The 15,952-nt window shown below is 38.4% G+C and carries 12 protein-coding genes; 9 read left to right on the top strand and 3 right to left on the bottom strand.

The window, feature by feature from the left end:
• Positions 1 to 11 precede the first annotated feature (11 nt).
• Positions 12 to 440, top strand: a complete 429-nt coding sequence (locus WH223_RS00985; RefSeq protein ID WP_340045654.1) for an HYC_CC_PP family protein — start codon at positions 12 to 14, stop codon at positions 438 to 440.
• Positions 441 to 615: 175 nt separating this feature from the next.
• Positions 616 to 3,192, top strand: coding sequence for a TonB-dependent receptor domain-containing protein (locus WH223_RS00980; protein ID WP_340045653.1), 2,577 nt, complete (start codon positions 616 to 618; stop codon positions 3,190 to 3,192).
• A 44-nt stretch (positions 3,193 to 3,236) separates the two neighbouring features.
• On the opposite strand, the gene WH223_RS00975 is transcribed toward WH223_RS00980, so the two are convergent.
• The 3 genes from WH223_RS00975 to floA form a co-directional block, all read right to left on the bottom strand.
• Entirely contained in the window at positions 3,237 to 3,827 is a 591-nt protein-coding gene (locus tag WH223_RS00975) for a Maf family nucleotide pyrophosphatase (RefSeq protein ID WP_340045652.1), read from the bottom strand.
• Between the two features lie 2 nt (positions 3,828 to 3,829).
• A complete protein-coding gene (locus WH223_RS00970; RefSeq protein WP_340045651.1) occupies positions 3,830 to 4,348 on the bottom strand; it encodes a KdsC family phosphatase in 519 nt (172 codons plus the stop codon).
• 841 nt (positions 4,349 to 5,189) lie between these two features.
• Positions 5,190 to 6,173: a flotillin-like protein FloA gene (gene floA, locus WH223_RS00965; RefSeq protein ID WP_340045650.1), complete on the bottom strand. Its 984-nt coding sequence runs from the start codon at positions 6,171 to 6,173 to the stop codon at positions 5,190 to 5,192.
• A 163-nt stretch (positions 6,174 to 6,336) separates the two neighbouring features.
• Here floA and WH223_RS00960 point away from each other — a divergent pair, with 163 nt between their 5' ends.
• The 7 genes from WH223_RS00960 (at position 6,337) to lpdA (ending at position 15,931) form a co-directional block, all read left to right on the top strand.
• A complete protein-coding gene (locus WH223_RS00960; RefSeq protein ID WP_340045649.1) occupies positions 6,337 to 6,870 on the top strand; it encodes a DUF1016 N-terminal domain-containing protein in 534 nt (177 codons plus the stop codon).
• A 473-nt stretch (positions 6,871 to 7,343) separates the two neighbouring features.
• Complete coding sequence (locus WH223_RS00955; protein WP_340045648.1) at positions 7,344 to 10,793, top strand: response regulator; 3,450 nt, start codon at positions 7,344 to 7,346, stop codon at positions 10,791 to 10,793.
• A complete protein-coding gene (locus WH223_RS00950; protein WP_340045647.1) occupies positions 10,793 to 11,614 on the top strand; it encodes a CheR family methyltransferase in 822 nt (273 codons plus the stop codon). Before WH223_RS00955 ends, WH223_RS00950 begins: the two co-directional genes overlap by 1 nt.
• Positions 11,611 to 12,180 carry a chemotaxis protein CheB gene (locus WH223_RS00945; RefSeq protein WP_340045646.1) on the top strand — a complete coding sequence of 190 codons (570 nt, stop codon included), beginning with the start codon at positions 11,611 to 11,613 and terminating at the stop codon, positions 12,178 to 12,180. Before WH223_RS00950 ends, WH223_RS00945 begins: the two co-directional genes overlap by 4 nt.
• 7 nt (positions 12,181 to 12,187) lie before the next feature.
• Positions 12,188 to 13,807, top strand: coding sequence for a response regulator (locus WH223_RS00940; protein ID WP_340045645.1), 1,620 nt, complete (start codon positions 12,188 to 12,190; stop codon positions 13,805 to 13,807).
• A gap of 46 nt (positions 13,808 to 13,853) precedes the next feature.
• On the top strand, positions 13,854 to 14,384 hold the full coding sequence (locus WH223_RS00935; RefSeq protein ID WP_340045644.1) for an azurin: 531 nt from the start codon (positions 13,854 to 13,856) through the stop codon (positions 14,382 to 14,384).
• Between the two features lie 140 nt (positions 14,385 to 14,524).
• Positions 14,525 to 15,931, top strand: a complete 1,407-nt coding sequence (lpdA, locus tag WH223_RS00930) for a dihydrolipoyl dehydrogenase (RefSeq protein WP_340045643.1) — start codon at positions 14,525 to 14,527, stop codon at positions 15,929 to 15,931.
• Positions 15,932 to 15,952: the final 21 nt, after the last annotated feature.

Here is a 15,952-nt window from a genome sequence, read left to right as displayed (position 1 = left end):
CTTTGCAGTATATGAAGATACTGCTGTCATACCTACTGCTTTTTTTCTATGTACTCACCAGTACAGGGGCATCGGTGTATATGCATCAGTGTCATGGCGGTGTTGTTTCGGTTACTCCTGCGAGCCCGAAGACTGCCTTAGAAAATTGCCCTATGTGTAAGAAGCATAGCGAAGAACCCTCTTCAGCTTCCTGCATGCTAGACGAGAATGGCTGTTGTAAGGACATTAAGATTGACCTTAAGAAAAGTACGGATGATGCGGAGCATACGCAGATTTCAGCCTCTTTCTTAAGCCTTTCACCTGCAACGATTACGTTGTTTTGGATTTCTACACTTTATGAAGATCCAATAAACGAAAATGCTCAGCCTCGTTTGTCATCGCCACACGTGTTGGCGGTCACCAATCCGACGTATTTAATTCATTGTAATTTTCGAATTTGATTTTTTTCTTGTCATCCGTAAGGATTTAACAAATAAAATCAAAGAAATTAGGTATTCAGCTCCTTAGGATAGAACTGAAAGCATACTGCGTATACATTATTGTAATCGCCATGCTTTGGTCATGGGCTGTATTCAACTAAGCTTTGATTTCAAGAAAAAACTTAAAACAAAGACGATGAAATCATTATATAAAGGACTTATACTATTATTTTTAATTAATATTTATACACCATCATTTGCACAGAAAAACACAAGCATCACGTTCGATGTAGCCGGAAATTGCGGTATGTGTAAGCAAAGGATTGAAAAAGCAGCGAAAATAGATGGTGTTTCAGAAGCTGTATGGGATAGTAAAACGGGAAAGGCGACGGTAAAGTATAATGCGAAGGCTACTTCTCCAACCACAATTAAGCAGGCTATTGCTGCTGTAGGGCATGATACAGACGAGGTTCGTGCTAAGGATGAAGTATACGCTACGCTTCACCAATGTTGTTTGTATGAAAGACTAGATGCGGCAAAAGGAGATGACGACCATGCCGAAGATGGACATGACCACGACCATGATCATACTGTACGTGGTGTCGTTGTTCGTGAGAATGAAAAAGGAGATTTAACACCTATTCCTGGCGTCAATGTATACTGGTTAGAAAATCCAAAAACACAGCTACAAAGTAATGAGAACGGTGTTTTTGATATAGCACACGAAAAAGGATACACCAAATTGGTGGTTAGCTTTGTTGGGATGAAAGCGGATACCATAACCGTTAGAAACTTACACGAAGTATTAATTATCCATGCTAAAAACAATGTGTTGGAAGAAATCGTTGTATCCAGAAACCAACGTTCCAACTACATTTCAAAGTTAACACCGAACCGAGTTGAAATGATAACGGCAAAAGAATTGTTCAAAGCTGCTTGTTGTGATTTAAGTGAGAGCTTCGAAACCAATGCTTCTGTTGATGTAATCAGCAGCGATGCTGTAACAGGAAGTAAACAGATTCAACTGTTGGGTTTATCGGGTGTTTATACACAATTGACGGTCGAAAACCTGCCTGGCCCACGCGGCTTTGCTGCTCCATTAGGCTTAAATAGCATGGCTGGCCCATGGATTGAATCTATCCAAATTAGTAAAGGAATGGGTTCCGTTGCTAATGGTTTTGAGAGTATGTCAGGACAAATCAATGTGGAATTAAAAAAACCACATACAACAGATAGACTTCATGTTAATGCCTATGTTAACAACATGGGAAGAACAGATGTCAACTTAAGTGCGGCGCAAAAAATAAACGACAAATGGTCGGTAGGTCTACTTCTACACGACAACTTTATGTATAATAAAGGGATGAACTTTAGCAAAAATGGCTATAGAGATATGCCTGTTGGAAATGTGTTCTCCGGAATCAATAGATGGCATTATGAAAATGGTAAAGGCCTAATTGCGCAATTTGGTATTAAATACCTTAATGACAACCGTACAGGTGGAGAAATTGATTTCAACAAAAACACAGATAAATTAACAACGAACAAATATGGCTTGGGCTTCGACATCGAGCGCGTTGAAGGTTTTGCAAAAATTGGTTATGTGTTTCCGAACAATAGATTACGTAGTATTGGTTTGCAAGTTTCAGCATCTCACTATAAACAAGATAGCTACTTCGGTTTAACGACGTATAATAATGAGCAAAACAGTGCTTATGCAAACCTTTTGTACCAAGATGTTATTGGTAGTGTGCAGCATAAATACAGAGTAGGTTTATCTGTATCCCATGATAAGATGAACGAATCGGTACTTGCGAACAATTTTGATAGAAAAGAAACGGTAAGTGGAGCATTCGCAGAATATACATACGCGCCAGACGAAAAGCTAGACGTGGTGTTAGGTTTACGCCAAGATTACAATAATATCTATGGATGGTTTACAACCCCAAGAGCAGTTATCCGTTATGCTGCTACGGGAAGCACAACCCTACGTTTAAGCTCAGGACGTGGCCAGCGCACGGCAAATATCTTTGCCGAGAATATGGGTCTTTTCGCATCTAGCAGAGTTATTGACTATACAAAACTAGCCAACAAAAGCAATGCTGCTTATGGCTTAAAACCGGAGGTTTCCTGGAATACAGGACTAACGGTAGATCAGACGTTCCAGCTTTTTGGTAGAGAGTCAGGATTTTCTGTAGAGTTATTCCACAACAACTTTTCAAACCAAGTGGTTGTAGATTTAGAAGACCCTAGAGCTGTAGGTTTCTACAATCTTGATGGTAAATCATTCTCCAACAGTTTGCAGGCAGAATTTCGCTTTATGCCAATTTCGCACTTAGAAGCTCGTATGGCATACCGTTATTTAGATGTGCAAACAGACTATCAATCAGGCAGACTACAAAAGCCATTGACAGCTAAGCATAGAGGTTTTGTGAATCTAGGGTACAACCTACACAGCGGATGGAGCTTTGACTATACGGTAAATGTGGTTGGTGAAAAACGCTTACCGTCAACAGCTAGCAACCCTGTAGAATACCAATTGGGAGAGCGCTCGAAAGCTTATGTGACAATGAATGCGCAAGTGAGCAAAAGTTTTGGCGAGAGCAAGAACTTTAGTGTATATCTAGGTGGTGAGAACCTTACAAACTTCTTCCAGAAAAATCCAATTTTGGCTTTTGAAGATCCTTTTGGTAAGCATTTCGACACTAACTTACTATGGGGCCCACTTGCAGGTCGCTTATTCTATACGGGGGTACGTTATACCATTAAATAAAATATATTTCAACAAAAAAGGGGAGCGCTGCTCCCCTTTTTTGTTTACCCTTCGAGCAAACTTTTAAGCTTTTGATATAGACGAGCCGTAGGCAAGCCGACTACATTTTCATAAGATCCATGAATCGATTCAATACCTACGAGACCAATCCATTCTTGAATGCCGTAAGACCCGGCCTTATCTAGCGGTTTAAAATTATCAACATAATAGGCAATTTCGGCATCGGATAAAGAGACAAGAACAACTTCTGTCGTTTCTACAAAGGAGTGAACCACTCCCTCCCACAATAATGCAACAGAAGACATCACCAGATGACTTTTTCCTTGTAGTGCTTTTAGTGTATCGAATGCTTCTTCTCTATCTCTAGGCTTCCCTAAAATCGCTCCTTCATGTACTACAATTGTATCAGCTGTAATAACCAAATAATCGGGATAAGCGCCTCCTTCAAAAGCTTTTAACTTATTTAGAGCAATATGATTTACAATCTCCTCAGGTGTTAAGCTCGCATCAAAGGATTCATCCGTTGGGATAACAACGACCTCATGACCAATTCCCATTTTTGACAATAATTCCGTTCTACGCGGCGATTGCGATCCTAGCAATACTTTTATATCTTTTAATAAATTCAAAACCATATTTATATACTTTTTACTTCTGTATCTTGATTCCACTTACCTTGCAATTTGAGTATCTTTTCCAATACATCACGCACACATCCAGCCCCTCCTTTAAAAGGTGAAACATAGGCTGAAACTTGTTTTATTTCTTCTACTGCATCCAATGGACAAACAGCAAGGCCAACCTGTTTCATACAGTCCAAATCAGGAATATCATCCCCCATAAAAAGAGTATCCGCTAATGCGATACCATGCTTATGAAGAAGCTCGTGCATTTTTTTCTCTTTATTTGACTCGCCCATAAATACCTCCTTTACTCCCAAGCCCTGCAAACGCTTGTATACGCCTTGCGAATTTCCGCCCGTAATGACAGCGATATAAAGTCCTTTTTTTACGGCCAGCTGAATAGCATAACCATCTTTTATAGAGAAAGTTCGCAATTGATCACCTGCTTCGTTTACTTGAACCGTACCATCGGTCAGTACACCATCCACATCAAGGAAAACCGCTCTTACGCGTGATAAATCTGTTAGAATCATAGTCAAATGTAATAAAACTACAAGGTACCAATATCCTTTTTTATCAAAAGGATAAAAATAAAAAGGAAAAGAGCGGAAAAACAGAAAAATATGATCTGCTAAAAGGTTAAAACAAGCTCATTTTAATTTAAAAAAGACAGTTATTTATTCATATAAGACAATACACTAACTAATTGTCATAAAATAGTTGTTTTCACAACTAGATTAAATAAAACCATTGACGCGCATGAATATTTGATGTACCTTTGTGGTATAATTCAGGGGGAAATTTTGAAAAAATAGATTTTATACTGAATTACTTATTAAAATTGTCTTTTCATAATTTAGGTTTATAATTGGTTAGTAGCAAACCCTGGCGCCCATCGCCAGGGTTTTGTTTTTATAAATACCAGAAACTTACGACGATTCACATTCATTGGAACAAATAATTAAGCATTCATAGGTTGGATTAAAAAAAAATAGATTCTATTGCAACTAATTTGATACACAACTTATAAAAAGCAATCTTCTGAACCCTATCAAAAAAGAATATCTTCACAGCAAAGGTCTAATCACGACCAAATAATTAGCACTTCAGCGTATAAAAAAGATAAGAAAACACTCGAGGTAAAGTGACTAACAAGCATTAACCAGACTCAGAAAAAAACTGGATTAACCATACTGTCGATCTCGTATAGATACATACTCCAATACCCACAAGTTTAACACAATACTGATATTGACTGCCAACGTTAACCAATGAAAGAAAAAAGCTTAGCATAAAAAAAAGGCAGTCGTTAACGACTGCCTTTCCTATATGTTATGTAATGTTTAATAAGCCTAGACTTATCTATGCACCTTATTATCCTTTACCTTTTCCGATATCTCCAGGTTTCGCAATCGAGCTGCGCATATCCGTATCAGCCTGAATATTCTGCATTTTATAGTAATCTAAAATACCTAAGTTTCCATTTCTAAAAGCTTCAGCCATAGCTAGAGGCACTTGTGACTCCGCCTCAATAACCTTCGCTTTAGCCTCTTGTGCTTTAGCTTTCATCTCTTGCTCATTGGCAACAGCCATTGCACGACGTTCTTCTGCTCTCGCATTAGCGACTTTTAAATCGGCTTCCGCTTGATCTGTTTGTAATTTCGCACCAACGTTTTGACCGATATCGATGTCAGCAATATCAATAGAAAGAATTTCAAAAGCTGTACCGGAGTCTAACCCTTTTGAAAGTACTGTTTTTGATATTTTATCTGGATTCTCCAAAACTTCTTTATGATTCACTGCTGAACCAATAGTCGTCACAATACCTTCACCAACACGTGCAAGAATAGTCTCCTCCCCTGCACCACCCACCAACTGGTGAATATTAGCGCGTACCGTAACACGTGCTTTAGTAATTAACTGAATACCATCTTTAGCAACAGCCGCTACTGGTGGCGTGTTGATAACCTGTGGATTTACGGACAATTGAACCGCATCAAAAACATCACGACCCGCCAAATCAATTGCTGTAGCCAATTTAAAATCTAATGGAATATTTGCTTTATCAGCTGATATCAATGCTTTTATCACACGATTAACATTTCCGCCGGCCAAATAATGTGTTTCAATCTCGTTAGAGGTCAAACGTAATCCAGCCTTGCTAGATATAATCATTGCATTCGTAATTAATGCTGGTGGCACTTTACGCAAACGCATCAAAACCAAATTTAACAAGCTGATTTTTACGTTAGATAATTGTGCTGTAAACCATAAATTAACAGGTAATAAATACAACAAAAGAAAAAATGCGACAACGCTTCCAATTATAATTAGAATGAGGCTAATTCCTGGTTCCATAAAATTATATAGTATTAGTTTTCCTAAAGATATCATAATTATTTAAAAAAAGGCCTAAAAAGCGAATAAAATAATGCGATAATCGGGTTTCCCTCTTTATTAAATCCCTGATTATTCCTATATTAAAGCCTTCTAAGAAGAGAAAACCAATTACCCTTAAAGTATGAGTGACAATAGATTAATCGACGATATAAATCAAACATTACGTGAGGCACAAGCGCAGGCGCTAGAAATGCTAAATCACAAACTTATTACCACAAATTGGACGGTTGGAAAATTAATTTTCGACTCGGAGCGTAATGAACCCTATTGCCTAAAAAAAATAAGTCAACTAGCCGAAAGCTTACGTGCCGCTTACGGATTAAAAATAGCTGATGAACAATTACTGCTTAATAGAAAATTTTATACTACCTACCCGATTTTTAAAAAAATATCCCTTCAGCTCTCATGGGCACATTATATCGCGCTGATGGAACTGGAGGACGAGCTGGCACGAGCATTTTACCAAAGGCAAACAGAAAAAGGTAAATGGGATAGCCATCTATTGAGAATAAATATGGACAGTGATCTTTTTGAAAAGTTCAAAAAAACAGAACATAAGAACGATATTTTTATTCAAGATACCAAACCATTGCAAGCGACAAAACAAGATACCTTTATTGTGGACGAGCATTTAAGAAACTTCCTAAACATCTAAAAATAAAAAACTTAAATATTTGCAGTGATGATTTAATGAAAAATAGAAAGGTAATTATTCCCTAAAACAGCCATATAACCGTATTAAAAATGGAAACACCACTTTATCGTTAAACAATAATATTTATTTTTAAATATTGCTATATACAAAAAAACAATTAAATACTTATTTTTGCCACGAAAACATTAATAGTCAATCAAGCAACGTCCGTTGCTGATGGCTTATCTATCGTGAAAAACAAGAACTGAGGGTAATAACTAAGTCTTTATGTGAACGGACATAAAAAAAGGCATTGAAATTGCGCATAGTATATGATTTTTCTAATTTTAAATTACCGTATCTAACACAGGTAGAATCTTATACTAGATTCTCGTTGTACGATACACAATTGTATTATGTAGCATAACCGTCTGTAGAAAATAAGTCTATGAGCAGAGGGTATGTACTTTTTAAAAAGAGAGCAAAAAACAAGCATGAAAAAAGAAGCGATCCAAAAGTGGAGAATTTTTATAAGCATACTAGCCGCTTATGCCGTTGCAATATCCGTTGTATTCTATATATTCAGTGCGCTCACTGATAAGGTAAACGACATAAAGGAGGTAACTGGTCAGCTACAAGACAAAATCAATTTGGTTGATGAAATCGACCAACGGTTTTTAAATGCAGCACAAGAAAAAGGTAAATACCTGTTTACTAACGAAACAGAACCTCTATCCAAGCTTGTTGGGATAAAGCAATCGATTGATGCTCCTTTAATTCAACTAAAGAGCACCTTCGCTGATGACCGTGAAGTATCTGCTCATATTCAAATTCTAGAAAAATTACTGATTAGCTTTTTTGACTCTGAAGTCTTAATTCAGCTTGATAGCAAGTCGATAAAAGAAAAAACCAATTTCCTAACTCAGGAACAGTCCACCATGGACAATGAGATTCTGCGATTGAGGAATAAACTGGTAACTTCTAAAAGAAACGAAACATCCGTTATTTACAGTACGATTACGGACCTAAAAACTACAGGATACATACTAATAGTACTACCGTTTATCTTCGTCATTTTTATCTTCCGTCGCATCATGAAGATCTTTGATGAGTTGAGCAATCGTTCTAAACAAACACACCTCTTAAATGAAGAGCTTCAGCATGTACGTGTGGATATGGAAGATGCCAACTGGGTATTGCATGAATCTACTATTCTTTACGAAGCCGTAACGGGTCTTGTTAACAAGGATGAAATTGCACGCGTTAGTTTCGAGACCATACTTAAAACATTAAACTTCCACGCAGGTACTATCTATGTCCTTAAAATGGACACCGGTGAGTACACCTTACGTCACCATTCAGGCATTGATAAGGGTAAAGATCCGCTATCGGCTTTTGTCAATGGCGAAGGGCTTCTGGGCTTAACAACGGAACATAAAGAAATTAAAATAATTTCCGCCGAAGGCGAAAGAACACTGCAATCCTCGACTTCGCTCACCACAGACACCATTAAGAAAATTATCTTGGTGCCGCTTGTTTACGAAGATATTTCACTAGGCCTTTTAGAAATTGGAGGTGAATTTGATGAAAATACAGTACTTCCGCGTATCGTTCAATACTTACAAAGGGTATCACGCACCATTGCGATGACCATCAAATTTGGACAGAGCAGAGCTTTGGTGGAAAACCTGCTCGAAGAGACTCAACAGCAGACAGAAGAATTAGAAGCGCAGCAAGAGGAGCTGCGTATCACGAACGAAGAGCTTATCTATAAAACAAACCTATTAGAAGCTTCAGAAGAAGAATTACGAGTTCAACAAGAAGAATTACAACAAACAAATACGGAACTCGAAGAAAAAGCGAAGCAATTAGAATTAAGAAATGAAGACCTCAACTTGGCTAAGGTGGTGGTTGATGAGAAAATACATGAAGTAGAGCTGGCGAGTCGCTATAAGTCTGAATTTATGGCTAATATGAGCCATGAGTTGCGCACACCGCTTAACAGTATTCTTATTCTGGCGAAGCTTCTTCAAGACAATAAGACCTTGAACCCGGAACAAGTGAAGTATGCATCGGTCATTCATAGTGCTGGAAGTGACTTGCTAGAATTGATTAATCAGCTATTAGACTTAGCAAAAATTGAGTCTGGAAAAGTGGACCTACACTACGAGACAATCCGCTTAGTTGATTTTTCAGACAATGTAGAGAGTCTTTTTGCTATGAATGCGCAAGATAAAGAAATCAACTTCTCTATCACCGTTGAGGAAAATGTACCGACAGAGTTTGTTTGTGATGAATACAGATTAGAACAAGTCCTAAAGAATTTCTTAGCAAATGCTTTCAAATTCACAGAGAAGCAAGGTTCTATTGATTTAAAAATATCTGCTGATGAGGAGCATATGCGCTTCACCGTTCGCGATAATGGAAAAGGTATATCCCCAGAAAAACAACAGCTTATTTTCGAGGCATTCCGTCAAGAGGATGGTTCTACAAGCCGTAAATACGGCGGTACCGGCCTTGGTTTGTCGATTAGTAAGGAAATAGCGAGCCTTCTTGGTGGTAGAATATCCTTGGAAAGCGCCCTTGGCGAAGGTAGTATGTTTACCTTGATTATTCCGCTTCAATTGCCGCTGAAAAACTCAAGCGCCTCAACGACGTCTATAAATCGCGCTGATGAGCTCCTGGTAAACCCGATTAAGAACCTTAAACTAGAAGATACAACTGCTGTCGCTACCAAGCATACAAAACAGCCTGTTTTACCAAAGAACTTGCTCATCATTGAGGATGACAACAACTTTGCTGATATCCTTAAAAGCTTTGCCGAAGACTTTGGCTTCACCGTTATGCTTGCACATGATGGAGCTGAAGGTATTGAGAAAGCGAAACAGTATAAACCTCATGCCGTCATTTTAGACGTTATGCTTCCTGTATCTGACGGTTGGGAAGTATTACGCACCCTTAAGGCAACACCAGAGACGAAGCACATCCCAATTCATATGATGTCGGCAGCGAGCTTTAATCAGCGTGCCTTTATTGAAAGTGGCGCCATCGGATTTTTAGCTAAACCAATCACGCAGGAATCATTAAAGAAAGCTTTTGAGAATATTAACCTGAATATCCGTGAAGGAATCAAAAAGGTATTGTTAATTGAAGACCAAGAGTTTCAAAGTCATATTATTAAGTCGGAGTTTGCGGAGAAAGAAATCAACGTAATACAGGCATTCTCTGCCCAATCGGCCATGCTGAAATTGGAGGAAGAAGACAATATTGATTGTATTATCTTAGACATTAAGCTTCCTGATGCCGATGGCCTTCACTTATTAGATAAAATTAAAGCGCTTCCTAAATACCAGGAAACACCGATTATCATCAATACGGCCTACGACTTAAGTAAAGAGCAGATAGACCATATTCGCCAACATACACAGGCCATGATTATCAAGTCGAGTAAAAGCAACAATCGTCTTATCGATGAAGTTAACCTCTTCTTAAATAAGATTAGCTCGGAAGACTACTCACCGGTAAAAAATCTAGCAAAGCTGGAAAGCATCAACAAGCATAAAGACAGCTTAAGCGGCAAAAGAGTGCTCGTTGCTGATGACGATATGCGTAATATATTTGCACTAAGTACAGTCTTGCAAGAATACAACATGGAGGTAGAAATTGCGAACAACGGTTTAGAGGCTGTTGATATCGTCAATAACAAGCCTGATGGTGTAGACATCGTATTGATGGACATCATGATGCCGGAGATGGATGGCTATGAAGCTATTGCTCAAATAAGGGCGAATCCTGCATTTTCGAAACTTCCAATTATCGCCGTGACGGCTAAGGCAATGAAAGGTGATCGAGAGAAGTCTATGCAGATTGGAGCGAACGATTACATCAGCAAACCAATAGACATTGATAAATTAGTATCTTTGATGCGCGTATGGTTAAGCTAATGACATCTTCTTTAATTACTTTTTCAGAACTCAATGATTTAGTCACCCTGTTGCGTAATGCATCAGGTTTTGACTTTTCAGGATACAGCAAATCCTCGTTAAAGCGGAGGATTCAGCGTATTATGGATCTTGAGAAGATGGATTTAGTAGATTTAAAGAATGCCATTATCAATATCAGTTCCTTTCAAGCTTTCCTAATCAACGAAATTACAGTCAACGTCACAGAGATGTTTCGTGACCCTAAATACTATGCTGCACTAGCTGCCGATGTTTTCCCTTATCTAGAGACCTATCCACGTTTAAAATTCTGGAGCGCAGGCTGCTCAACGGGTGAGGAAGTATATTCGTTGGCCATTTTACTGGAAGAACACGGCTTATACAACCGTAGTTTTATCTACGGTACAGATATAAATAGCACGGTTTTAGAAACAGCTAGAAAAGCTATTTACCCTTTAAAAAAAATAAAGACTTACTCAGAAAATTATAATGCTAGCGGCGCCCAACGTAGTCTATCCGACTATTACACGGCAAAATACGACGCTGCCATTATCAATGCGAACATCCGAAAGAACATTCTTTTTTCGCAACACAATTTGGCTGGTGATTATATATTTAATGAGTTTCAATTTATATCGTGCAGAAATGTTTTGATATATTTCGACTTAGAATTACAGAAAAAAGTTTTCGATCTCTTTTACCAATCACTCAGTGAGTTTGGCTTTTTGTGCTTAGGCTCAAAAGAAACATTGATCAATCATGCGATCTCTTCTAAATTCAAAATTGTAAACAAAGAGTTTAATATTTACCAAAAAATTAAATGACACTTAAAGCAAATGAAATTGTTTTGATTGGTGGTAGTGCTGGCTCTTACAACTTAATTGTTGATATTCTTAAAGCGCTCCCTCCTACTTTCATGTCTGCCATTATCGTGATCATTCATAGAAACCCAAAGTACAGAACAAAGATTGAAGAAACATTAGCGCAACGCTTAGACCGTAATATTCTTCAAGCTAGAGATAAAGAAAGTATACAACCCGGCAATGTTTATTTTGCGGCGCCCGGCTATCATTTACTTGTAGAACCGGATCAAACATTTTCTTTAGACCTGTCTGATCCTATCCAGTATTCGCGCCCATCTATTGATGTACTTTTTGAGTCGGCAGCCGATGTTTATGAGCGGAACTGCACTGCCTTTCTGCTCTCTGGAGCTAATAAAGATGGAGCAGAGGGGATTTTGCACATCAATAATATGGGAGGAAGCACGTTTATACAGTCTCCTGATGAGGCTTTAATAGCCACGATGCCAGAAAGTGCCATCCACATCAATAAAAAGACAACGATTATTCATAATGAGGAAATTATTTCCTTCTTTAGCACATTAAAATAACCATCGCATGAAACATGTGAATCTGCTTGTCCTTGACGATAAAGAAGAAAACATCATCAGTCTATCTGCGCTCCTTTCGCAAATAGAACATATAAATATCATTAGCTCTACAGATCCTAATGATGCTTTAAAAATATGCTGGAAGAATGATATTTCTATAGCACTTGTCGATGTACAAATGCCAGGTATTAATGGTTTTGAATTCGTCTCTCTTTTAAAGTCCAATCCGAAGACAAGCCATATTACGGCGATTATGGTTACGGCGATATCTAAGGAAGACAAGTACCTCTTAAAAGGATTAGAAAGTGGTGCTGTAGATTATCTATACAAACCATTAAATCCAGAGATTACCATAGCGAAGGTTACTTCCTATGTCAGACAGATTCATATTCAGGAAGAAATCAAGCAAAAAAATATAGCCTTAGAGGAATCCCGAAGAGAGCTAATCTTAGCAAAAGAAGAAGCCGAGGAAGCGCGAAAATCTAAAGAGCTATTTTTAGCAAATATGAGTCATGAAATTCGTACCCCTATTAATGGGATTATGGGCATCATACATATCCTAAAAGAATCAAGCCTAGATGAGGAACAACGTGACTGGTTAAATCGACTAGATAACGTTTCGGAGTCCCTCCTACTTATTGTCAATGATATTTTGGATATCTCCAAAATCGATTCAGGTATGATGAAGGTGGAACAAGAAAACTTCAGCATCAAACAAAAGCTGACCGACATCAGTAATATTTTTAAGCTAAAGGCGCAAGATAAAAAACTAGATTTTGAGGTTGATATCGACAATAAGCTACCTACGTACATAAAAAGCGATCAGCTTAGGCTGCAACAAATCATCTATAATTTCATTTCAAACAGCCTGAAGTTCACTGAGAAAGGGAAAATCACGTTGCGCGTGGAGGTCTTATCTCAGGAGCAAGACAACTACCGTATTAAATTTACGGTTAAAGATACCGGCATTGGTGTCAAAGCAGAATCGTTGAAAAAGATATTTATAGCCTTTGAACAAGGTGATGATGGTATTACCAAAAAGTTTGGTGGCACAGGCTTAGGCTTGGCCATCGTGAAAAGACTCGCCGATTTACTACACGGAGAAGTTACTGCTGAAAGCACTTTTGGTGAGGGGTCTGAGTTTTCATTTGAAGCTACTTTTGAAAAAGGGGAAGAATACCCAATAGACAAACAAATAAAAAACCCCATGAGCGCCACAATGGAACGCTTTTCAGGCATAAAAGTATTAGTTGCCGAAGATAATGACCTCAACAGCTTTATGCTCGTTCACATGCTTGAATCCTGGGGTTGTGAAATTGACACGGTTAAAAATGGTCGTGAGGCGGTAGAGCATATCAACCGTAAGGACTACGACTTAATCATGATGGATACGCACATGCCCGTCATGTCGGGCTTTGAGGCTATTAAAGAGATTCGTAAACATAAAGATGCTGTAAAAACATTCGTTCCTATTATCACCATTTCTGCATCTGTACTGGAACATGAGCAGGCGGAAGCCTACGAAGTAGGGGCCGATGCCGTCATTGGGAAACCCTTCAATCCAACAGATTTACACAAGAAGATTACAGAATTGATTTCTCGCAAGAAAGTGACTCCCATATTATAAAAATATTAGTAGATTTGTTTCAAGCACACATATTTTTAACATAGTTATGAAAAAATTATTTGTATTACCTGCCATCGCGATTGCATTAACCATGGCAGCTTGTGGAGGCAGTGATAACAAAACAACGACTACCGCAACGGAGGAGACAACAACAGAAGAAACAGCTTCTACAGAAACTGTACCTGGTGTTGAAAAGCTAGAAATTTCAAATACCATTGCTATCGAAGGTAATGATCAAATGAAATTTGACAAAGAATTATTCCGCGTTAAAGCAGGAGAGCCGATAGAATTGACATTGAAAAACGTGGGAACGTTACCGAAAGAATCAATGGGACACAACTTAGTCGTATTGAAACCAGGTGTTGACGTAGCTACTTTCGGTGGTGAGGCTACTAGTGCAGCAGACAACGATTACATTCCTAAAACATCTTTAACATCTATCGCTGCCCACACAAAATTATTGGGTCCTGGTGAGCAAGATAAAATTACCTTCACTTTAGACAAAGGCGTATACACATTCATTTGTAGTTTCCCTGGTCACTTTGGTATGATGCAAGGTAAAATTGTTGCCGAATAAGGTTTTCCAACAAAAGATAAAAAGAGCACTCCATAAGGGGTGCTTTTTTGCTATTATAGGCTTGGTTTTTTACAACTTAAATACAATTAAGTACATTTAATTAGCTAACTTTGAGGAACGAAACAATAAAACATTTTTTTATGCAATACGACGTCATCGTAATAGGAAGCGGCCCAGGAGGTTATGTTGGAGCTATCCGTTGTGCACAATTGGGATTAAAAACCGCTATCATCGAAAAATATTCAGCATTTGGAGGTACTTGCTTAAACGTAGGTTGTATTCCTTCAAAAGCTCTCTTAGATACATCAGAACATTTTCATAATGCTGCGCATAACTTCGGTACGCACGGCATCAGCTTAAGCGACTTAAAAATTGATGTAAAGCAAATGATCGCTCGTAAGGACGATGTTATCGCTCAAAACGTAGCTGGTATCTCTTTCTTATTCAAGAAAAATAAAATTGATAGCTACGAAGGTGTTGGTTCATTCATCGACAAAAACACAATCAAGGTTACCAAAAATGATGGTACTACCGAAGAATTGAAAGCTAAAAATGTAATCATTGCAACAGGTTCTAAACCTACTGCGCTTCCTTTCTTACCTGTTGATAAAAAACGTATCATCACATCTACAGAAGCTTTAAACTTAACAGAAGTTCCAAAACACTTAATCGTAATCGGTGGTGGTGTTATTGGTTTGGAGTTAGGTTCTGTATATGCGCGTTTAGGTGCTAAAGTATCTGTCGTAGAATATGCAAAATCTATCATCGGTACGATGGATGGTGGTTTAGGTAAAGAGCTTCAACGTGTATTGAAAAAATCATTAGGCATTGAGTTCTTCTTAGGTCATAAAGTTACAGGAGCTACAGCTAAAGGAAAAACAGTAACGGTAACGGCAGAAGATGCTAAAGGCCAAGCGGTATCTTTAGAAGGTGACTACTGTATCGTAGCGGTTGGTAGATCTGCTTACACTGCTGGATTAGGCTTAGAAAATATTGGTATTCAAACCGAAGAGAGAACAGGTAAAATCCCGGTTAACGCTCACTTAGAAACAACTGTACCTGGCGTTTACGCGATTGGTGATGTTGTTAAAGGTGCTATGTTAGCGCATAAAGCGGAAGAAGAAGGTACTTTTGTAGCTGAGCTTATCGTTGGTCAAAAGCCACACGTTGACTACAATCTTATCCCAGGCGTTGTTTACACATGGCCAGAAGTTGCATCTGTTGGACAAACAGAAGAGCAATTGAAAGAGGCAGGTGTTAAATTTAAAGCAGGATCATTCTCTTTCAAAGCATCAGGTCGTGCAAAAGCATCAGGCGACACAGATGGTTTCGTAAAAGTATTGGCTCACGCTGACACCGACGAAATCTTAGGTGTACACATGATTGGCCCACGTGCTGCAGATATGATCGCTGAGGCGGTTGTTGCAATGGAGTTCCGTGCATCAGCTGAAGACATTGGTCGCATCAGCCATGCGCATCCTACATACACGGAAGCATTTAAAGAAGCCGCATTAGCAGCTACTGCAAATCGAGCAATTCACGCTTAAAAATATATAAAGGCAAGAGCG

Origin of the sequence: Sphingobacterium sp. MYb382, assembly GCF_037572665.1 — a bacterium.
Lineage (GTDB): Bacteria > Bacteroidota > Bacteroidia > Sphingobacteriales > Sphingobacteriaceae > Sphingobacterium.
Note: the sequence above shows the minus strand (reverse complement) of the source record. Positions and strands in the feature narration are given on the sequence as shown.

Bases quoted from the DNA above. Each gene is read 5' to 3' on its own strand.
- WH223_RS00985 (WP_340045654.1), top strand. From the start codon at position 12: ATGAAGATACTGCTGTCATACCTACTGCTTTTTTTCTATGTACTCACC.
- WH223_RS00980 (WP_340045653.1), top strand. From the start codon at position 616: ATGAAATCATTATATAAAGGACTTATACTATTATTTTTAATTAATATT.
- WH223_RS00975 (WP_340045652.1), bottom strand. From the start codon at position 3,827: ATGGTTTTGAATTTATTAAAAGATATAAAAGTATTGCTAGGATCGCAA.
- WH223_RS00970 (WP_340045651.1), bottom strand. From the start codon at position 4,348: ATGATTCTAACAGATTTATCACGCGTAAGAGCGGTTTTCCTTGATGTG.
- floA (WP_340045650.1), bottom strand. From the start codon at position 6,173: ATGGAACCAGGAATTAGCCTCATTCTAATTATAATTGGAAGCGTTGTC.
- WH223_RS00960 (WP_340045649.1), top strand. From the start codon at position 6,337: ATGAGTGACAATAGATTAATCGACGATATAAATCAAACATTACGTGAG.
- WH223_RS00955 (WP_340045648.1), top strand. From the start codon at position 7,344: ATGAAAAAAGAAGCGATCCAAAAGTGGAGAATTTTTATAAGCATACTA.
- WH223_RS00950 (WP_340045647.1), top strand. From the start codon at position 10,793: ATGACATCTTCTTTAATTACTTTTTCAGAACTCAATGATTTAGTCACC.
- WH223_RS00945 (WP_340045646.1), top strand. From the start codon at position 11,611: ATGACACTTAAAGCAAATGAAATTGTTTTGATTGGTGGTAGTGCTGGC.
- WH223_RS00940 (WP_340045645.1), top strand. From the start codon at position 12,188: ATGAAACATGTGAATCTGCTTGTCCTTGACGATAAAGAAGAAAACATC.
- WH223_RS00935 (WP_340045644.1), top strand. From the start codon at position 13,854: ATGAAAAAATTATTTGTATTACCTGCCATCGCGATTGCATTAACCATG.
- lpdA (WP_340045643.1), top strand. From the start codon at position 14,525: ATGCAATACGACGTCATCGTAATAGGAAGCGGCCCAGGAGGTTATGTT.